The organism is Bacteroidota bacterium (assembly GCA_034439655.1).
Classification (GTDB): Bacteria; Bacteroidota; Bacteroidia; order UKL13-3; family UKL13-3; genus CANJUD01.
Genome location: JAWXAU010000163.1, coordinates 1 through 20,841, shown reverse-complemented (window position 1 = coordinate 20,841; position 20,841 = coordinate 1). Strand labels below are relative to the sequence as shown.

22 protein-coding genes are annotated in these 20,841 nt (G+C 37.0%); 16 read left to right on the top strand and 6 right to left on the bottom strand.

What is annotated here, in order from left to right; all coding sequences use genetic code 11:
• The 7 genes from murG to SGJ10_12235 all read left to right on the top strand — a co-directional run bounded on the left by murG (position 1) and on the right by SGJ10_12235 (position 7,306).
• The gene (murG, locus tag SGJ10_12265) at positions 1-1,092 is read left to right on the top strand and encodes an undecaprenyldiphospho-muramoylpentapeptide beta-N-acetylglucosaminyltransferase (protein ID MDZ4758896.1); all 1,092 of its coding nucleotides are present in this window, start codon (positions 1-3) and stop codon (positions 1,090-1,092) included.
• A complete protein-coding gene (murC, locus tag SGJ10_12260) occupies positions 1,089-2,513 on the top strand; it encodes a UDP-N-acetylmuramate--L-alanine ligase (GenBank protein MDZ4758895.1) in 1,425 nt (474 codons plus the stop codon). Before murG ends, murC begins: the two co-directional genes overlap by 4 nt.
• A gap of 19 nt (positions 2,514-2,532) precedes the next feature.
• Positions 2,533-3,303: a hypothetical protein gene (locus SGJ10_12255; protein MDZ4758894.1), complete on the top strand. Its 771-nt coding sequence runs from the start codon at positions 2,533-2,535 to the stop codon at positions 3,301-3,303.
• Positions 3,304-3,339: 36 nt separating this feature from the next.
• A complete protein-coding gene (gene ftsA, locus SGJ10_12250) occupies positions 3,340-4,668 on the top strand; it encodes a cell division protein FtsA (GenBank protein MDZ4758893.1) in 1,329 nt (442 codons plus the stop codon).
• A gap of 87 nt (positions 4,669-4,755) precedes the next feature.
• Complete coding sequence (ftsZ, locus tag SGJ10_12245; GenBank protein MDZ4758892.1) at positions 4,756-6,207, top strand: cell division protein FtsZ; 1,452 nt, start codon at positions 4,756-4,758, stop codon at positions 6,205-6,207.
• A gap of 121 nt (positions 6,208-6,328) precedes the next feature.
• Entirely contained in the window at positions 6,329-6,886 is a 558-nt protein-coding gene (locus tag SGJ10_12240; protein MDZ4758891.1) for a YeeE/YedE thiosulfate transporter family protein, read from the top strand.
• Between the two features lie 9 nt (positions 6,887-6,895).
• The gene (locus tag SGJ10_12235) at positions 6,896-7,306 is read left to right on the top strand and encodes a DUF6691 family protein (protein ID MDZ4758890.1); all 411 of its coding nucleotides are present in this window, start codon (positions 6,896-6,898) and stop codon (positions 7,304-7,306) included.
• 122 nt (positions 7,307-7,428) lie between these two features.
• Here the strand turns inward: SGJ10_12235 and SGJ10_12230 are convergent, their stop codons facing one another.
• Positions 7,429-8,193 carry a hypothetical protein gene (locus tag SGJ10_12230; GenBank protein ID MDZ4758889.1) on the bottom strand — a complete coding sequence of 255 codons (765 nt, stop codon included), beginning with the start codon at positions 8,191-8,193 and terminating at the stop codon, positions 7,429-7,431.
• Between the two features lie 186 nt (positions 8,194-8,379).
• Between SGJ10_12230 and SGJ10_12225 the strand changes: the two genes are divergently transcribed.
• From SGJ10_12225 to mltG, 6 genes are all read left to right on the top strand, one after another.
• Positions 8,380-9,840: a GH3 auxin-responsive promoter family protein gene (locus SGJ10_12225; protein ID MDZ4758888.1), complete on the top strand. Its 1,461-nt coding sequence runs from the start codon at positions 8,380-8,382 to the stop codon at positions 9,838-9,840.
• A 110-nt stretch (positions 9,841-9,950) separates the two neighbouring features.
• On the top strand, positions 9,951-10,445 hold the full coding sequence (locus tag SGJ10_12220; GenBank protein ID MDZ4758887.1) for a biotin/lipoyl-containing protein: 495 nt from the start codon (positions 9,951-9,953) through the stop codon (positions 10,443-10,445).
• Positions 10,446-10,543: 98 nt separating this feature from the next.
• Complete coding sequence (gene accD, locus SGJ10_12215; protein MDZ4758886.1) at positions 10,544-11,476, top strand: acetyl-CoA carboxylase, carboxyltransferase subunit beta; 933 nt, start codon at positions 10,544-10,546, stop codon at positions 11,474-11,476.
• An 81-nt stretch (positions 11,477-11,557) separates the two neighbouring features.
• Positions 11,558-11,863 carry a rhodanese-like domain-containing protein gene (locus SGJ10_12210; GenBank protein MDZ4758885.1) on the top strand — a complete coding sequence of 102 codons (306 nt, stop codon included), beginning with the start codon at positions 11,558-11,560 and terminating at the stop codon, positions 11,861-11,863.
• A gap of 20 nt (positions 11,864-11,883) precedes the next feature.
• Positions 11,884-13,806: a multiheme c-type cytochrome gene (locus SGJ10_12205; GenBank protein MDZ4758884.1), complete on the top strand. Its 1,923-nt coding sequence runs from the start codon at positions 11,884-11,886 to the stop codon at positions 13,804-13,806.
• 35 nt (positions 13,807-13,841) lie between these two features.
• A complete protein-coding gene (gene mltG / locus SGJ10_12200; GenBank protein MDZ4758883.1) occupies positions 13,842-14,894 on the top strand; it encodes an endolytic transglycosylase MltG in 1,053 nt (350 codons plus the stop codon).
• A gap of 429 nt (positions 14,895-15,323) precedes the next feature.
• On the opposite strand, the gene SGJ10_12195 is transcribed toward mltG, so the two are convergent.
• The 4 genes from SGJ10_12195 to SGJ10_12180 all read right to left on the bottom strand — a co-directional run bounded on the left by SGJ10_12195 (position 15,324) and on the right by SGJ10_12180 (position 17,531).
• A complete protein-coding gene (locus tag SGJ10_12195) occupies positions 15,324-15,644 on the bottom strand; it encodes a hypothetical protein (GenBank protein ID MDZ4758882.1) in 321 nt (106 codons plus the stop codon).
• 95 nt (positions 15,645-15,739) lie between these two features.
• Positions 15,740-16,444 (bottom strand): TPM domain-containing protein, encoded by a 705-nt coding sequence (locus SGJ10_12190; protein ID MDZ4758881.1) that lies wholly within the window; start codon positions 16,442-16,444, stop codon positions 15,740-15,742.
• A 47-nt stretch (positions 16,445-16,491) separates the two neighbouring features.
• Positions 16,492-16,920, bottom strand: coding sequence for a TPM domain-containing protein (locus SGJ10_12185; protein MDZ4758880.1), 429 nt, complete (start codon positions 16,918-16,920; stop codon positions 16,492-16,494).
• A 5-nt stretch (positions 16,921-16,925) separates the two neighbouring features.
• On the bottom strand, positions 16,926-17,531 hold the full coding sequence (locus SGJ10_12180; protein ID MDZ4758879.1) for a LemA family protein: 606 nt from the start codon (positions 17,529-17,531) through the stop codon (positions 16,926-16,928).
• A gap of 255 nt (positions 17,532-17,786) precedes the next feature.
• Here SGJ10_12180 and SGJ10_12175 point away from each other — a divergent pair, with 255 nt between their 5' ends.
• From SGJ10_12175 to SGJ10_12165, 3 genes are all read left to right on the top strand, one after another.
• A complete protein-coding gene (locus SGJ10_12175; GenBank protein MDZ4758878.1) occupies positions 17,787-18,500 on the top strand; it encodes a ribonuclease H-like domain-containing protein in 714 nt (237 codons plus the stop codon).
• A gap of 2 nt (positions 18,501-18,502) precedes the next feature.
• Positions 18,503-19,411, top strand: coding sequence for an ATP-binding cassette domain-containing protein (locus SGJ10_12170; protein MDZ4758877.1), 909 nt, complete (start codon positions 18,503-18,505; stop codon positions 19,409-19,411).
• 97 nt (positions 19,412-19,508) lie between these two features.
• Complete coding sequence (locus SGJ10_12165; GenBank protein ID MDZ4758876.1) at positions 19,509-20,063, top strand: YqgE/AlgH family protein; 555 nt, start codon at positions 19,509-19,511, stop codon at positions 20,061-20,063.
• Positions 20,064-20,289: 226 nt separating this feature from the next.
• Here the strand turns inward: SGJ10_12165 and SGJ10_12160 are convergent.
• Positions 20,290-20,841: T9SS type A sorting domain-containing protein (locus SGJ10_12160; GenBank protein ID MDZ4758875.1), on the bottom strand; the 552-nt coding region annotated here is incomplete at its 5' end.

The following is a 20,841-nucleotide window of genomic DNA, read 5'->3' as shown; positions in this document are numbered from 1 at the left end:
ATGTTACCCTTAACGAAAGTAATCATATCAGGAGGAGGGACTGGAGGACATATATATCCAGCAGTTTCTATTGCACAGGAATTGGAGAAACAAATTCCGGGTATAAATATATTATTTGTGGGAGCTAAAGGCAAAATGGAAATGGAGAAAGTACCTAAAGCTGGATTTGAAATTGAGGGACTATGGATAAGTGGTTTGCAAAGAAAATTGACGCTCGGTAATTTATCTTTCCCAATTAAAGTATTGTCGAGCATATATATAGCAAATATTATATTAAACAAATTTAAACCACAAATAGCTATTGGAGTAGGTGGATATGCAAGTGGCCCGCTGCTTTATACCGCAGGGATAAAAGGTATTCCTACCTTGATTCATGAACAAAATTCGTATGCAGGTCTTACCAACAAATGGCTGAGTAAAAGAGCGAATAAAATATGTGTGGCTTATGACGGAATGGAAAAGTATTTTCCAGCGGCAAAGATTGTAAAAACAGGCAATCCTGTGCGACAAGATTTGCAAAATATGGCACAGAAAAAGCAAGAAGCTTCCAAATTTTTCGGATTAGGTTTGGCTAAGAAAACGATTTTATTTATAGGTGGAAGCCTAGGTGCCAGAACGCTGAATCAAACTTTAAAAAGTGACGTATATAAACTTACTGACGCAGGATATCAAGTTATATGGCAAACAGGTAAATTGTATTATGATGAAGTGAAGCATTTGGAAAATGAGAATGTAAAAATTTATGATTTTATATATCAAATGGATTTGGCTTATGCTATGGCCGATGTTATAGTTTCGCGTGCGGGTGCAAGCTCGATATCAGAAATTGCTTTGGTAGGAAAGCCTTTGGTATTGGTGCCTTCGCCCAATGTGTCCGAAGACCATCAGACAAAAAATGCAATGGCCTTGGTTAACAAAGAAGCAGCGATGATGGTGAAAGATATAGATGCTAAAAGCAGCTTAATGGATAGTTGCCTCGCATTGATGAATGACATTGTGTTACAAAATAAACTAGCGACTCATATTAAATTTTTTGCCACACCCGATGCTGCAAAAACCATAGTTTCTGAAATTTTAAGTTTGGTGAAATGAATCTAAAGAATATAAAATATATATACTTTTTGGGCGTTGGAGGGATTGGCATGAGTGCACTTGCACGTTTTTTTAACGGCACCAATATTATTGTATCAGGTTATGATAAAACAGAAACACCCCTAACGCAGGCATTGCAAAAAGAAGGAATTGAAATAGCTTTCGATGATCAAGTAAAAACATTAAAAAAACAACTAAGTTTTTTAGAAGAACAGTATATAAATTACTTTGGACGAAAATTAAGCATCAGCAAAAATAATATATTAATTGTACGAACACCTGCTGTACCTGCGGAACACAAAGGGTTTAAATGGTTGGTCGAAAATGACTATAATATTGTAAAACGCTCTGAATTGTTGGGATTAATTAGCAAGAATTATTATACGATTGCAGTAGCGGGCACACATGGTAAAACTACAACGTCGACAATGATAGCTCATATTCTGAAAAGTTCAGGTGTGGATGTGTTGGCATTTTTGGGCGGAATTTCTACCAATTATCAAACAAATTATATAGCCAATACTGGAGAGTACCCTTTTGTAGTAGTAGAAGCAGATGAATTCGATCGTTCATTTTTGCATTTGAAACCTGATGTATCTATAGTTACAGCAACAGACGCCGACCATTTGGATATATATGGAAATCATGCAGAGATGGAAAAAACCTTTATTGCTTTTTCAAAGAAAACCAAAAAGGATGGGATATTATTTGCTAAAAAAGAGATACCACAGATTGCTCATTTTAGAAAGCCAAATTCCACTTACAGCATATATGTGGATGCTGATATCAATTCGGAGAAGATAAAAGTAGTGAACGGGGATTATAAATTTACCTATAAGGATGCGGATGTGAAATGGAATAATATTATATGTGGTTTGCCTGGTTCGCACAATGTGGAGAATGCCACTGCAGCAATAGCTGTGTGCAAGTATTTGGGATTGACGGAGAAGCAAATTAAAAAAGGTTTGAAAACATTTGCAGGCGTGAAGAGAAGATTTGAATATATTATTAAGCTAAAGGATTTTGTATATATTGATGATTATGCTCACCATCCGGAAGAGTTGAAAGCAGCTATCAATTCGGCTAAAATGTTATATAAGGATAAAAAAATTACGGGTATTTTTCAGCCGCATTTATATAGTCGTACGCGTGATTTTGCAAAAGGCTTTGCGGAAAGTTTGGATTTATTGGATGAAATTATACTCATGGATATTTATCCTGCCCGAGAAAAACCGATGAAAGGCGTGACTTCGAAAATCATTTTCGACTTGATGAAAAATAAAAACAAAGTATTGGTCTCTAAAGAAAACCTAATGAAAGAGATAAAGAAATATAAGCCAGAAGTGTTGTTAACATTGGGTGCTGGTGATGTTGATACTTTCATTTCGCCTTTGAAAAAATATTATAGTAAGGGTCTTTGAAAAAATATTAAAATAGAAGTTGAACAAAAGAATATATAAAATATCGAATATCATGTTATGGGGTTTGCTGGTGGTGAACTTGATTATATTTTTGAGTTTTACTGGAAGTGAACAAGAGCATATTACTTGTACTCAGGTAAATATTGAAATTGACAACCAAACGAGTGGGAATTATTTTGTGGACAAGGAGGCTGTTGGTCATATCATTACAAATCATTTGCATATTAACTCCATTGTTGGTGCTGCAGTTAAGGATTTGAATCCTTATATATTAGAGAATGTACTATTGGGAAACCCATTTATAAAAAAGGTAAAAGTATATAAAGATATAGCTGGGAGTCTAAATATACAGATAGTTCAGAAGCGTCCTGTGGCTCGAGTTTTTACAGATAAATTGGATTATTATATAGATGAGGATGGGGGCAAATTTACTTTTTGTACGAGTTATACTGCTAGAGTTCCTGTGGTGAATGGATATTTTTTCGAGAGCATGGCATATAAAGATTCGATGGTGACGAAAGAAGGGAAAATGGTATATAATTATCTGAAAGCCATTGATACCAGTGCCTATTTCAAGAGTATGACCGAAGAAATATATATCAATGAAGAAGGCGATTTGACGATAGTCCCCAAGATTGGTCCGAATGAGATTATTTTCGGAGATGACAAGGATTTGTCTGATAAACTGAACAAAATGTATACTTTTTATTCTAAAGTTCTCAACACAGTAGGCTATAACCATTATAAATCAATTAATTTGAAGTTCCGTAATGAAGTGGTGTGCAAATAGCATAAACCTTTGATAAAAAAGTTATTATAATATATCATGAGCAAAGAAAAAATTGTAGTTGGGTTAGATATCGGTACCACTAAGGTGTGTGCTATAGTTGGCCGCAAAAATGAATTCGGTAAAATTGATATTTTGGGGATGGGTCAGGCGTTGTCCACAGGTGTGAACCACGGCATGGTGACCAATATACCTAAAACCGAAGATGCGGTTAGCCAAGCAATTGCCGAAGCCAAAGCTCGTTCAGGTATAGATATTAAAGTGGTACAAGTGGGTATTGCTGGTCAGCATATCAAATCAACACCTAACCGCAGTTTGTTGGTGCGGAATAATATAGATACTGAAATTACACAAAGCGATTTGAATCGTTTGGCCGATGATATGTATAAAGTTGCATTGGCACCTGGTGAGCAAATTATACATGTTTTACCCCAAGATTATACAGTGGATGGCGAAGCAGGAATTAGTGATCCTGTTGGAATGGCAGGTTTAAGACTGGAAGGAAACTTTCATGTAATAACTGGACATATAACGGCTGCAAAAAATATATATAAATGTGTAACACGTGCAGGTTTGCATGTGGAGAATTTGATATTGGAACCTCTTGCTTCGGCAGATGCAGTGCTTACTGCGGAAGAATTGGAAGCTGGAGTTGTATTGGTAGATATTGGTGGTGGTACTACCGATGTTGCTATATTTCATGAGAATGTAATTAGACATACCGCTATTATACCGTTTGGTGGCAATGTGATAAATGATGATATACAAGAAGGATGTATGGTGATGAAAAACCAAGCTGAACTTTTGAAAATAAAATTCGGATCGGCTATCCCTGAAGAGAATAAGGAAAATGAAATTGTATGTGTTCCGGGATTGAGAGGAAAAGAACCCAAAGAAATTTCGGTGAAGAATCTTTCTCGCATCATCAATGCACGTATGGAAGAAATCATCAGCTCGGTAGTATATGAAATTAAAGCATCGGGTCTTGAGAAAAAATTAATCGCAGGAATTGTATTAACTGGTGGTGGTTCGCAACTGAAACATTTGCCACAGTTGGTAGAATTTCATACAGGGTTGGATGTTCGTGTGGGCTATCCCGATGAACATTTGGCTAAAGGAATGGTTGACGAAGTTAAAAGCCCTGCTTATGCTACAGGTATAGGTTTGGTGATGAAAGGACTTAACTCTGTAACTTCACAAACTAATCCAACAATAGTTCCTGATAAAATAGAAGAAGCACCTATTGCTGAAGAAGTAAAGGTAGCAAGACCTAAAGGACCCGGATTGGTGAGCAAACTTGCAGAATCGTTTAGAAACTTGATGAAAGATGAAGAGTTGGAAGATTATAAGAGAGAGAAAGGCAATTAAAATAATGGTTCCCGCCGCCGCGGGGTTAATGAGGGGGAGATTATAATACGACGTTTCAATATATATAATACTTAATACAAACTACACATGATACAATTCGACATACCAAAAGACAAGCAAAATATTATAAAAGTAATAGGTGTGGGCGGCGGCGGAGGTAGTGCCGTTAACCACATGTATAACCAAGGTATACGTGGAGTTGATTTTGTAATATGCAATACCGACATGCAAGCTATCGAGGCAAGTCCGATACAATTAAAATTACAGATTGGTCAAAGTTTGACTGGTGGCTTGGGTGCAGGTTCAAATCCTGAGACGGGCGAAAAAGCAGCACAAGAAAGTATAGAAAGTATTGTAGAATTATTGGGTATTAATACCAAAATGATTTTCATTACTGCGGGTATGGGTGGCGGCACTGGAACAGGTGCAGCACCTATTATAGCTCAAACTGCAAAGGATATGGGAATACTTACGGTGGGTATTGTAACAACACCATTCAAAGTAGAAGGTAACCGCAGAAGAGGATTTGCTGATAGTGGTTTGCAACGTATGAAGGATTCTGTAGATTGTTTATTGGTTATTAATAACGATCGTATTATGGAATTGCATGGCAACCAAAAATTCAGTAATGCTTTTGCCCATGCCAATGATATATTAACTACCGCAGCAAAAGGTATTGCAGAAATTATTACGGTAACAGGATATATAAATGTAGATTTTGAAGATGTACGGACGGTGATGACCAACAGCGGTGTAGCTATTATGGGAACTGCTGCTGCCGAAGGTGAATGCAGGGCATTAAATGCCATTGAAGCTGCGATGACGAGTCCACTTTTGAATAATAATAAAATAAAGGGAGCGAAAAATATATTATTAAATATCACCAGTGGAACCGATGAAGCCTTGATGACAGAGATAGAAGAAATTACCAACTATGTACAACGTGAAGCAGAAATTACTACTGATATCATATTAGGTTTAACACAAGACGAATCATTGGGAAATAAAATTTCAGTAACTATTATAGCAACTGGATTTGAACCTGTGGAAAATAAACCTATAGAACAACAATGGGTGAAACGGAATTTGGTGGAGGAAAATAATCAGCCAAATAGTAATAATGCTCCGCAAAAACCTATATTGAATGAGGAAGAAAGTCAATTTGAATTATTCGATTTGAATGCTCCGCAACCCCTTGCTGAAGAGCCCGTAGCTGAGCATATAGAAGAAATACCACAAGCTGAAATTCCTTTGCATGAAGAAGAAATTACACCAGCTATGCAGGAGGATAAAGAGCGTGTAGAAAAATTGAAACAACGCATGGTGGAAATGCGTAAACTAAGTCAAGATATTCGCAACCCACAAATGGTTGATGAAATGTATAATGTTCCAGCCTATATAAGAAAAGCAATAAACCTTGAAAAAGTACCACATTCGTCGGAGAATAATTTAAGTCGTGTTTCATTGGTAGAAGAAAAAGAAGAAAAGAAACATGAGCTGAAGCAGAACAATTCGTTTCTGCACGACAATGTGGATTAATTGACGTATCGTGAAAGACCACAATCTTCCGGATTTGGTAACATAGTTTAGATTAGAAAGCTCCACAAGGGGCTTTTTTTGCCGAGGGCGATTATATATTATAACACACTAATTAAATTCTATGATAGAAATTATTAAAGAGCCGTGGCCTTGGTATACTTCAGGTGTAGCGATTGCAGGTATTATGACTGCGATGTTGTTTTTTGGAAAGACATTTGGCTTTTCTTCAAATTTTAGTGTAATATGTGCAGCATGTGGAGCAGGTAAAAAAATAAAAATATTTAATTTTGATTGGAAAGCACAAAGCTGGAATTTACTATTTTTAATAGGTTCTGTAGCAGGTGGATTTATTGCACATCAATTTTTATCAGCCAATGAACCAGTTCAAATAGCCAAAGAAACGATACATGACATTTCAAAACTAGGTTTTGACGCACCCAAAGGTCTGCAACCAGAAGAATTGTTTGGACTGGAATCATTATATAATATCAAAAATATGATACTACTTATTTTAGGAGGTTTATTTATAGGTTTTGGAACACGGTGGGCGGGTGGATGCACCTCAGGACATGCGATTAGTGGTCTCTCCGATTTACAATTACCTTCTTTGATTGCCGTTATCGGATTTTTTATTGGTGGATTAATCATGACCCATTTATTATTTCCCATTATCTTTTAATATACAAATATGAAAGCACTAAAATATATTATAACAGGAATTATATTTGGTATTATTATGACCAAATCGGAAGCGATATCGTGGTATCGTATACAAGAAATGTTTCGGTTTCAGTCGTTTCAAATGTATGGAATTATTGGCACCGCAGTTGTATTAGGTATTATTATAGTAGCGATAGTAAAAAAGTATAAATTAAAAGATACAGAAGGAAACCCCATTGTATTTATACCCAAAGTAAAATCAATAGGTAAATATCTTTTGGGTGGAACTGTATTCGGATTGGGCTGGGCATTGACAGGTGCTTGCCCTGGCCCGCTATTCGTGAACTTAGGTTATGGTTATATAAGTATGGCTATTATAATACTTAGTGCTATTGGTGGGACGTATTTGTATGGGGTGGTGAGTGAAAAGGTTGGGTAGAAATTAACTTTCCCAGCAATTAAATCTTTTGTATAGTTCCCATTTGTGCGGGGCGATTTTTTTTATAACCAGAAATTGATAATGACTATTTTTGTTTTAGTGCACTATACCGAGTAAAATATTTAAAACCTTACCCCCAAGGATAATATCATTTGGTAACAAGCTAAGTTCTGACTTGCCGTACCATCATATATTCTCAAGTTTCTGTACATGGCATATATTACTTTATTGCTGTATTCTATATAAAATATTCTGAATAAATTCACTTGCACGCAAGCTTCTAAGCCAGCATCAAAACCACCAAACTGAAAATGAGGTTTATTATTTTGGCCCATAATAGTATTTTCTACATGCGGGTACATAAAACCAATGCCTCCTTTTGCCAAAAATTTTATATTTATTTTTGAAGAGGTAGTATGCAACACATCAAATTTTCGGACAGCATTGAATAGGAAAAAATTTGCCCCATTGTTCAACTGATAGGTGAGGTTGCTATTTGTTCGGTTAAAAGTAGAATCGATCGCTCTGCCTTGGTATACGCCACTCACATGTAGTATTTGTTCAGAGACTTGATACTTGGTATGGTCGAAATTTAGTTCGCCGCTCCACTTTGTATTTATATTGTAACCTAGTCGGTAATTATACTGCGGTATAGTTAAATCTTGCTTAAAGATTCCCTCATTCCAGCCGGGTTTGTCAATCCCTTTCACATTGAGAAAACTATAATTGTTTTGCAAGGAGGGTTGTGATATATTGATATTATTTTTTGCATACCACTCGTGGTTATAACCCCAGGAGAAATAGAAACGTTTTTTTACTTTAACGGCTGAGGATAAATGAGAGATGAAGAGGAATATTATGATAAATACAATTGATTTGTTTTTCATGGGTAAAAATATCTGATAAATTCTTTGCCTAGTTTTAAAAAGCAAAGGTAATCAATTGATTTAAAATAAGCAGATCAATCAATTTATGAATTAAGAGTATTACAAACTAACGGTTTTGGTGGGAGGTAGCCAATCTCATACAGTAGAGAATTTTGCATACATTTGCGATAAATATAGATATTGATTATGATTAGAGATGTGTTGTTTCGTTTCGCTTCACCCTTTATTTCGCAAAAGGTACTAAGAGGGTTGGAAAATATTCCAAATACAAACGAAGAGATAGCTTTATCTCAAAACAAAGTATTATATTATATAATCAAGAAAATTTCTACTTGCGAAATGGGTAGAGATTTAGGAATAAAAGCAAATATTGGTGTGAACGAGATGGAAGATTTTCCACTTACCACATATCAAGATTATATAACATATATTGAAAATATAAAAGATGGAAATCCGCACCAAATTTGGCAGGGAAAGCCTTTGTTTATGGCAGAAACATCGGGCAGTGCTGGCAATAAAAAATATATACCTATAAGTAAAGAGTTGTTGAGAAATCAACTTAGTGGCAGAAGGAATGCTGTGGCAAGTGTGATTAATTTATATGGTGCGAAACGCATATTAAAGTCACCACCGCTTAGTTTTGGGGATGCTCCTATATTTAGTCAATTTGGAGATATAAAATCAGCTCCGATTTCTGCTATCCTTGCTTGTCAAATGCCAAGTTGGTCAAAGTATTTTTCAAGACCTTCGACTGTTACGCGTAAAATTCCATTATTCAAAGACAGGATTCAAAGTATATACAATGAAATTGCAGAATCGCCACCGGGATTTATTGTAGCAATGCCTGCTTGGATGCGTGATTTCTTTTCTTCACTCAATGTTGAACAATTGCAAACTATTATAGCTGCAAATCCTGTTTTAAATTTGAGCGGGACGAGTCCGAAACCTTATTTAAATTATTTGCAAACTGTATTTGATAATACATTAGATTTTGTAGAAACTTATCCTACTTCCGAAGGTTTTTTGGGTTGGCAAGATCGTAAAAGTGAAACGGGAATTCGATTGTATGTAAATGATGGAATATACTTTGAATTATTATATGAAAATGGTAGGACAAATCCAATTACAAAAACCGCGGTGGGTGATATGGGAGAACTTGTGATTACCACATGCAGCGGTTTGTTTAGGTATTGTATTGGTGATTTGATAAGTGTAGTTTCACTTAACCCTATTCGCGTTATTATAATAGGACGGAAGTCTGAAACATTATCAGTTTTTGGGGAACATTTGCTAACTTCAGAAACAGATACTGTGATTAAGAGTGCTTGCGAATACTATAAAATTCCAATGTTTGATTATATTGTGAGTCCAGCTCCATTAAAGGATAATAGTAAGTCACATCATGTTTGGATGATAGAAACAGATGAACAAACCCTCCCAGAAAATTTATCAGCATATATAAATGGTGAGTTATGCAAACTCAATATGTGTTATCGTGATTTATATAATGATGGAGTGTTGGCATGTCCTATGATAATTCCAATAAAGCCTAGTACTATTTTGAATTATTATAAAAGTAGAGGAAGAATTGGTTTGCAGCAGAAGCTTCCAAGGCTTTTGAAAGAGGGGATAAGCTTTAATGATTAATGGTAAAAGGTAAATGATAAATGGCTCATTGACAATGAAAATTTAGATTAAAAAAATCGCAATTCGCATCCCGATAGGTATCGGGACGTAAATTGATTTATATTTGCCGCATGAAAGCCAAAATAGGAGACAAGGAATATAATACAGAGCGAAAGGCTGATGAGCTAAGAGTAAACGGGCAATTGGTGCCGCTGGAACTGCTATCGAAAGAAGGAGACAATTACTATTATAATTTGAGAGGTCGGAACTATAAAGTGGAGATTGTGAGCACCGATGAGGATACCAAAGAGTTGGTGGTGAAAGTGAATGGTAAAAAAACAACTGTTAAACTGCAAGATAGATACGATGAGCTTTTGGCAAGCATGGGCATGGATACCAAAGCGGGTAAAAAGCAAGGACAGGTAAAAGCACCAATGCCTGGCATGGTGTTGAAACTTTTAGCCCAAGAGGGACAGCAAATTGCCAAAGGTGATAGCCTATTGTTATTAGAAGCCATGAAAATGGAAAATATCATCAAATCGCCTGTGGATGGGCTGATTAAGAAGATTTATATCAGTGAAAAAGATAAAGTAGAAAAGAATCAGGTGATGATAGAGTTTGGGTGATAAATTAACCCTTTGTAAATTACATACTTATATTATAAAAGCACAAGTTTGGCTGAAAAAACCGACTTTTGCCCACCATTAAAAATCAATGATAAAAAATGAGTTGGTTTAAACGCGTTAAAGAAGGAATTACCACTTCTACCAAAGATAAAAAATCCACGCCCGAGGGCTTGTGGCATAAGTGTTCTCGCTGTAAAAAAGTGATGGACGTAGTAGACCATATCAATAATAAATGGGTTTGTCCTAATTGTAACTACCATACAAAGATTGGTTCAGCAGAATATTTTGAGGTATTGTTCGGTGAGAATTTCACGGAGTTGTTCTCGAATATATTACCAACTGACCCCCTCAAATTTAATGATACTAAGAGTTACGAAAGTAGGCTGAAGGACACCATTAGTAAAACGGGCTTGAACGATGCATTGCGTGTAGCTGTGGGTGATATCGGTCGGCATAAATTGGTAGTGGCTTGCATGGATTTTATTTTCATCGGCGGGTCCATGGGCTCGGTGATGGGAGAAAAAATTGCTAGGGCTATTGACTATGGACGTGAGCATAAAATACCCGTGATGGTTATTAGCAAATCGGGTGGAGCAAGGATGATGGAGGCTGCTTTTTCGCTGATGCAAATGGCGAAGACTTCTGCAAAGCTTGCGTTACTTGCCAAAGCAGGAGTTCCTTATATATCATACTTAACTGATCCCACAACGGGCGGTGTTACTGCATCATTTGCCATGCTTGGCGATTTTAATATAGCAGAGCCAGAAGCCCTGATAGGATTTGCAGGACCACGAATTATAAAAGAAGCAATAGGAAAAGATTTACCGAAGGGTTTCCAAAGTTCTGAATTTTTATTGGAGCATGGTTTTCTAGATATGATAATCAACCGTTCAGAAATGCAAAGTAAATTAATACAATTATTGGATTTACTTGCCGATATGGAACCCGAAATTCCTGTAATCGAATCAGAAGAAAAAACGGAAGTGAAAGTAGAAGTAAAGGAGGAGGAGAAAGTGAAAAGTAAGTTGTGAGTTGTGGGTTGTGAGCAAACTGCCTACTTGAAAAATAAAAAATAATCCCGCCGCGGCGGGGTAAAAATAAAAATAGCCCCTATGGATATTACCTCAGAAGAATTAAAGCAACGCATGGATAGTGGTGAAAAACTCAACATTATAGATGTGCGTGAATCTTATGAATACGAAGAATTTAATATAGGTGCGAAGTTGGTTCCGCTGGGTACTATACAATCCGTAATTGATGACTTGGGCGATTGGAAAGATGAAGAAGTGATTGTTCATTGCAAAGCTGGTGGCCGTAGTGCCGCAGCCCGTGACTTTATGATGAAAAATGGTTTTACCAATGTGCGGAATTTATTAGGTGGTATGCTAGATTGGCAGGCCAAGTTTGGTAATAAATAATATATATAATAAATCCTGTTTTGGCTCAGGCAAAAAATATAGCCCTCGCATTATTTTTACTGGTAGCTTTTATGCTTATTTTTTGGTCGTGTGGTGACCAAAGTGAACCTGCAAAAGAAAAATTTTTATATCGCAATCATTCCGATTCTGCAAAATATTTAGGTAGTGAAGCCTGCAAAGGCTGTCATGCCGATAAATATGAAACTTTTATGCAAACAGGCATGGGGCAATCGTTTGGATTGGCTACGCCACAAAAAAGTGCAGGCAAATTTACGGGTCACGAAGTACTATATGATAAGTTTTTGGATTTGTATTATGCTCCACATTTTGTGGGGAATGAATTATATATATTGGAATTTAAACTGCAAGGAAAAGATACCATCCATAAGCGTGATCAAAAAATAAAGTATATCATAGGTTCGGGGCATCATACCAATTCACATATAATAGAAAGTAATGGATATTTATACCAAGCACCACTAACTTTCTATACACAAGAGGGAAAGTGGGATTTGCCGCCGGGCTTTGAGAATGGAGCGAATAGCCGATTCTCACGCATTATAGGCCACGAGTGTATGAGTTGCCATAATTCCTTGCCCGATTATGTGCAGGGCTCCGAAAATCAATTTACAAATATACCTTTGGGTATAGGTTGCGAACGTTGTCATGGACCCGGAAGTTTGCATGTGAGCGATAAGCAGAAAGGTATATTGGTTGATACCAAAAACAATATAGATTATAGCATTGTAAACCCGAGAAAATTACCTTGGCAATTGCAGATTGATGTATGTCAACGATGCCATTTGCAAGGTAATACTGTATTGAAGCAAGGCAAGGACTGGCAAAGCTTTAGGCCGGGTATGAAACTGAGTGACGTGATGGATGTTTTCCTGCCCAGATATGCGGATGATGAGAATAGATTTTATATGGCGAGCCATGCGGTAAGGTTACAAATGAGCCCCTGTTTTTTGAAAAGCAATCCTGATTTGAATGATAATAATAATTTGAAATTAACATGTATTACTTGTCATAATCCCCATGTAAGTACAAGGCAAACTGGAAAAGAACAATATAATACCGCATGCAAAAATTGCCACAGTAATGCAGTTAAAAATACTTGTACGGAAAATATACTTATACGAAACAAAGTCCAAGATAATTGTGTGCAATGCCATATGCCCAAGAATGGAAGTAGTGATATTCCACATGTGTCAGTTACGGATCATTATATAAGAAAAAAAGTAGGGAATACGACTTCAAACACCACCAACACTTTTAAAGGATTACGTTGTGTGAATAACCGTGAAGTGGCTGATATTGCTGCTGCAGTGGCGTATCTTAACTCTTACGAGAAGGACAATAATAAGAACCACACACTTGATAGTGCCGCATACTATATTAAGAAAATGGGCAAGGAAAATCCTGAACTTAAGATACGAGAATTGTATATTTCTCAAAAATATGCAGAGCTAATTAATTATATGCAAATTAACAAGATAATAAGTGCAGATGCTTGGACAAATTATAGATTAGGCATAGCATTTTTGGAAAAAGGTGATATGAATTCCGCTGTTTCATGGCTTGAAAATGCGGTAAGGTTTGCGGCCAAAAATTTGGAGTTTCAACAAAAACTAGGCATTGTATATATTGCTACAGGTAATACCGCAAGGGGTAAAGATATTTTAGAAAAACTATTATTGATAAATCCTGCGATGCCTGTTACTTGGTATAACATGGCGATGGTAGCAGGGAAAGAAAATAATATTTCTTTAGCAGAAACCTGTTTGCACAAATGTATATACTACGACCCAAATCATATACAAGCATTGATTAATTTGGCGAATATTTCTGAGAAGAAAAATGATACAGTGAATTTGAAAAAGTATATACTTCGATTGAGGAAACTTCAACCAAATAATAAACAATGGAGTGTGGGGTTGTAATAAAATAATTATATTTGTAGCGAATAATAAAATCAATGGCTAAAAAGAAGACAAAGCGGAGTACCAAAAAACTCATTATTATCATTTGTTCGATTATAGTAGTGATTGCTGCCGCGGTGGGTTTCTTGTATTGGTTTGTGTTATACAAACCTAATTTAAAATTAGCTAAAGACAAACAGTTTATATATATTAAATCAGGAAGTACCTATAATATGGTGCTAGATGACTTATCTCCAATTTTACAAGATTCATGGAGTTTTAAATGGATAGCGGAAGCCATGAAATATGATAAACTCATTAAGCCAGGTCGCTATACTTTGGCTGACGGGATGGGCAATAAAGAATTGATACAGTTACTTCGTTCAGGCAAGCAAGAACCCGTAAAAATTATTATACAATCGCACAATAGGGTAGGGGATATTATAAAAAACATAGTTGCCAATTTGGAAACCGATAGCCAGGATTTAGCAAATGAGTTATATAAGGGCAATAAGCTAAAATTGTATAATATTTTGCCCAAAAATATGTTTGAAATATTTATTCCAAACACCTATTTCATCAATTGGGATACTAAGCCCGACAGCGTTATAGGTCGATTGGTGCATGAGTATGATAGGTTTTGGAATAGCGAACGCGAAAGCAAATTAAAAGCATTAGGTGTTACTAGAAGCGATGCAATTACTATCGCATCTTTGGTTATAAAAGAAACGAACAAACAATCCGATATGCCTATTATTGCAGGTGTGGTGTTTAACCGATTGCATAAGAAAATGAATTTGGAAATGGACCCAACTATCAAATTTGCTTTAAATGATTTTACCCTCAAACGTATATATAATAAACATAAAGACGCATCGGCTTCATCCCCCTATAATACCTATACACACAGAGGTCTTCCACCGGGCCCCATCTGCAACCCAACCATAGAAGCCATAGACGCCGTGTTGAATGCCGATAATAATGATTTTATATTTTATTGTGCCAGTGAAACCAGGCTGGGGTATCACAATTTTGCAGAGACACTTTCACAACATAATGCAAATGCGAGGAGGTATCAGAGGTGGTTGGATGCGAATAGAATAAGGTAGGAAGTGGGTTCGCCGCGGCGAAGGAAGTAGGAAGTAGGTTCGCCGCGGCGAAGGGAAGTAGGAAGTAAGGGGAACAAAATAATAATATTTATTTATTCTTTACTTTTAGAAATGGGAAGTCGTATTATATATACTTTATACTTTCGTCTTGTAACTAAGCCACCCTTCCCTGCCGCGGCGGGCCGCTCAGGGTTACATGGTGCTTAATACCAGTTCTTAAACTATAATAGTTCTCCGCCTGTGGCGGCTTAGTTTTTAGAAAGGTAATGCCGAACTACATCCCGAAAGCCCCGCTTAATCCCGATAATTATCGGGATGCGGGGGGATTAGTCCCCCTTTTTTGGACTATTATATATTGAGTGTCGGTATAATATGTGAAGATAATTCATAATTGAAGATTCGTAATTCGTAATTGAGGGATACATGTACTCAAGACATGCTTGTATTATATATTTTAGCGATACTTTTTTCCACTCCTCGGTCGCCGCGAACTCCGATAACTATCGGGGCTTCATTTTTGAAGCCAAAAACGAAGCAAAAAGCTTTTTTATTTACCCAAGTTTCGCCGTGGCGAATTCGGTTAAGCATCTTGCAAAAACCACGGTCGGAACGACAGCATCGACTTCGCTTATCGGATTTGATTTCTGCTGATTGGCAATATGCTATTTTGTGAAATTTTCCTTGCTGCTGCTCTGCTGCCCCGCCGCGGCGACCTTTGTAAATAAAAATGTCTCCGCTCGAATATTTCATATTATAATCCTACCCTATTGCATCATGCGGTGGTGTATAGCATGAGCATCAAATTCCGAATTATGTTCTGAATACATATATGCCGTAATTGGTTATTACCAACTACTACTAGCACCGCCTCCGCCGAAACTTCCGCCTCCAAAGCCGCCGAAACCACCACCTCCTCCACTGCTTCCACCGCCCCAACCACCGCTACCACCTAAGAAGAATAATCCTCCTGCACCTAACCCGCTACTTCCCCCGCCACCTTTACGATTGCGACGAATAGATGATATGATAATGATTATGATAATAATGGCCATTCCCAAAAAGGAAGTCCAGTGCTTGCTTCTTTTCGATTTGGGAACTGCCTCATATTTCCCATCCAATAATTTTTCCAGTTGGGTGAGTCCATTGGAAAGCCCTGTATAAAAATCACCTTTTTTGAAATGGGGATTCATTTCTTTTTCCTCTAGCTCAACTCCCAATCTTGAAGCAGATGCATAGCCTGTAATTCCGCGACCTGTATGTATTCGTGTTTTGTGGTCTATAACGGCTATTAAAATCAATATACCATTGTCTTTGCCTTGTTGCCCTATGCCCCAAGTTTCAGCAAGTTCCTGGCTGTAACCCGCTATATCTCTTCCTTCCAGTGATTTGATAGTTACTATCGCAATTTGTGTGGATGTTTTATTATCAAATGCTACAGCTTCATTTTCGAGTGCTACAATTTGAGATGAAGTTAATACACCTGCATAATCGTTTACCAACCTATTTGATTTAGGTGGAATTTGAGCTTGAGCACTTGAAAATAATGGCAAGCAAATCCCAACAAATACTAATAGTCTTAGATATTTAAATATAAATTTCAATGGTTGGATATTTTGTCAGAAAGTTCGTTTTTGTCATCACTGTTCCAAGGGAAGTATTGTTTTAATTTTTCGCCTACTTCATGCACGGCTTTGCAGATTCCTTCTTCAAAATTACCTGCAGCAAAATCGGACTTCATTTCTTGTATAATAATATCCCAGTAATTTTTAGGAACTACATTATTGATACCTTCATCGCCTACTATGGCCATTTTTTTGTCCTCGTAAGCTATATATATAAGTATTCCGTTTTGTTGTTGGGTTTTATCCATTTCCAAATCGTAGAACACTTCCAATGCACGTTGCAAGGTATCATCTAGGTCGCAGAACTGTTCTGTGTGCAAACGAATTTCGCCAGAGGTTTGGTTTTCGGCCAAACCTATAGCTTTTTCAATTTGCTGTTCTTGTTCTGGGTTTAAGAATGCCACCTTAATTATTTTTCAAGTTCTTTCAGACTCTCAATAGGGGCTTTGTCGGTACCAGTATCGGCTGCAAAAAATTCTTTTTGGCTAAAGCCAAATATACTTGCAAATAAATTACCAGGGAAACGACGTGTAGCAGTATTGTATTCTTTTACAGCAATCGTAAATTGATCACGCTCTGTTTTAATCATATTTTCAGTTTCACTTATTTCATACATCAAAGCTTTGTATTGATCGGTAGTGCGAAGCTGCGGATATTGCTCGACAACAATATTGAAACCTGTTTTAGGGTTCGACATCAAGTCTCTTTGTATGCTTTCATATTTTTTAAAGTCTTCAGCGGTTCCTTTAGTTGGGTCGAAGGTTGCTTGGCGGGCCATTCCTGCACGTGCTTCTACCACACCCAATAATGTTTCTTTCTCAAACTTAGCAGATCCCTTTACTACACTTACTAACTGTTTAATTTTGTCAGCACGCAATTGATAAGCACTTTGTACCTTTCCCCACTTTTCGCCTAATACTACATCTTTACTTACAAAGCCATTGTAAACGCTCACACACCAAATGATGAGAATACCGAGGATTACCCAAGGAATAAATTTTTTGTACTTTTGCATAATTTTGTTTATTGTTATATAATTGTTTTTTGAAAACGCTTGCAAATTAATCACCTTAGTCCATAATAGGAAATAATGGCAGATAATTATTTGCAATTTTGAGTTTTTGAATGCGACAATTTTTTTCTATTTCATAAAACATTGCTTTGAAGGTTGGTGAAGACATGCAACCATGCACCGATATAATTATTTTTTCACAAAGTTGCACAGCAATACAATATGCATTAGGTTTGAAACTTTAAAAACAAAATTAGTATGCTCGAAAATTTAGACCTCGGAAATGTGATGGCTTTGGATGTTGAGACTGTGCCTCAATATCGCAATTACCAAGAGTTGCCCGAACATTGGAAAAAACTATGGGACAAGAAATCTGCCCTCAAATACCCCAATCAGTTACCACACGAAAGCTATAATAGTGCTGGAATCTACGCCGAATTTGGTAAAGTTATATGTGTTTCGTTGGGACTGTTCAGCCGTTGGGGTAAGTCGTATCAGCTTAAAATAAAATCTTATTGTGGACATGACGAGAAGAAACTTTTGAATGATGTGTCGGATGCCCTAGATAAATTTGTGAAATCGCCGATGCAATTATTGTTGGCCCATAATGGCAAAGAATTCGATTTTCCTTATTTGTCACGCCGTATGGTAATTAACCAAGTAAAGCTACCCATTGTATTAGACACTGCTGGCAAAAAGCCTTGGGAGTTGAACCATTTAGATACGATGGAGTTGTGGAAATTTGGCGACTTTAAAGCGTACACTTCCTTAGAATTATTGGCCGCAGCTTTTGATATCCCAACACCCAAAGATGATATAGACGGAAGTATGGTAAGTGGTATATATTATAATGAGGGCGATTTGAATCGAATTAAAGCTTATTGCGAAAAAGATGTTGCAACCTTGGCACGGTTGATGGTTAAATTTAAAGACGAGGGCGACATTCCCGATAGTGTAATTTCAGTAGTATAAAAATGGAAATAAGTATTATAGAAACCCAAGATGTGAGTAAGCAATATGCCTCTCATTTGGCATTGGACAAAGTGAGTTTGAAAATGCCCAAAGGAAAAATTACAGGTTTGCTTGGACCTAATGGAGCAGGCAAAACCTCGCTTATCCGCATCATTACCCAAATTACTCGTGCCGATAGTGGTTTGGTATTATTTGAAGGACAACCACTCAAACCCAAACATATAGAAGGCATTGGTTATTTGCCCGAAGAGCGTGGATTGTATAAGAAGATGGAAGTGGGCGAACAATTATTATACCTAGCCCAGCTTAAGGGATTGAGCAGAGCAGACGCTATTACACGTTGTAAGGTATGGGTTGATAAGTTCGATATTGGCACTTGGTGGAAGAAAAAGGTGGAAGAACTTTCAAAGGGAATGCAACAAAAAGTACAATTTATTAGTACCGTTATTCATGAACCTACTTTAATAATATTGGATGAACCCTTTACAGGTTTCGATCCCAATAATGCAAAACTAATTAAAGACGAAATACTTGCTCTTAAAGCCAAAGGAGCTTCTATTATATTCTCCACACACCGCATGGAATCGGTGGAAGAAATGTGTGACTATATTATATTTATTAATAAATCTAAAAAAATATTAGAGGCAGAATTACAACAAGTGAAAGAACAGTTTCGTACCAATACTTATGAATTGGTTTATAATGGCGACAATTTGCAAACCCCGCAAAACACAGAGATTGTAGATGACCGTATAGAGAACGGCAGTCATATATGTATATTGAAACACCCAAGCCCCATGGGTAGAAATGAACTTTTGAAACAAGTGATGCAGCATGTAGAAGTGGTGTCATTTAGCGAGAAGATGCCAGCCATGAGTGATATCTTTATCAAACTCACTTCAGAAAATTAAGAGTGTTTAGAAAAATATTTGTCACTTGCAAACCATTATGTAATAAAAAGCGTTTATTTACGTTATATATACAAGAAAAGTAAAACAATTTTGCAATATGAAACCGATGCCAAACAGAGGAGTCCTTTTATTGAGCGAACCGTTCATGATGGACATTAATTTTATTCGCAGTGTAATACTGTTGGTAGAGCACAACGAACGCGGAACCATTGGGTTTGTATTAAACCAGCCCATTAACCTAAGCATGCGTGATGCCATGGAGGATTTCCCGAATTGCAATCCAGGATTGTTCAAAGGAGGGCCGTGCGAGACTAATACATTACATTATATACATACGGTAGGTCATTTAATTGAAGGCAGTACCGAGATTATGCAAGGCATATTTTGGGGTGGCGACCACGAACAGATGCTACAATTATTTCGTGAAGGAAAAGTAACAGAAAAAGATTTTAGATTTTTTATAGGATACTCAGGTTGGACACCCGGACAATTAGAAAAAGAAACCGAAAGCAAATCATGGATAACAGCTCCTGCAAATTTTCAATATTTATTTAATACACCTGCCGATGCTTTGTGGCGTACCGTTTTAAAAAGTATGGGCGATAAGTATTCGATTATTGCTGATGCTCCTCTGGATCCGGGATGGAACTAGGTAGAAGTATAAAGTAGTAAAGCCGCCGCGGTGGGAAGTAGGAAGTAGGAAGTAGGAAGTAGGTTCGCCGCGGCGGGAAGTACAACTTGCAAATCAGTCCTTTTTTGTTATAATAAAAATGTTAGGATGAAGGATTTTCCCTCGTGCTTGCCCCGCTTATTGCGGGGAGTGTGTTTTGGTTAAGCGAGGAAGGGGTGTGTTATTGGTGCAGCTAAGTGTCGAGTGGTTATTCAATCACAATTTTTTGCATCACATCTCCTACAAGTATTATATATATTCCTTTTGGAAAACTCGATACATTTATCTTATAATTATTCTCTCCATTCGTAACCGCATCCGCCGCGGCGTATACTTTCTTGCCATGCATATCATATAGGGCAATGTTTGTCTTCTGCCCATGGTTTGTGTTATCACCAACCAACCACAACCCCTCTATATACAGCATATCCCGCACGGGGTTTGGATATATATGCAAATTGTTTTCAATAATAGTATTTACTCCTGTATGCAACAATGAACCACTGTTTGCCATACAACCATCCGCATCAGTTACCGTAACGGTATACCTGCCAGTAGGTGGGTGGTAGAGCCATGAAGTGGTATTATATAATATGGTGTCTTTATACCAAATATATGTTTTTATTGGACGGTTGGTTATTACATATAAACTATCTTTTGCTTTTTTGATATTGGCAAACAGTTGTGGCAGAAAACTTATTTTTACCGTATTACTTGTGGCCCCGCAGCCATATTTATTGGTGGCACTCACATAATAACT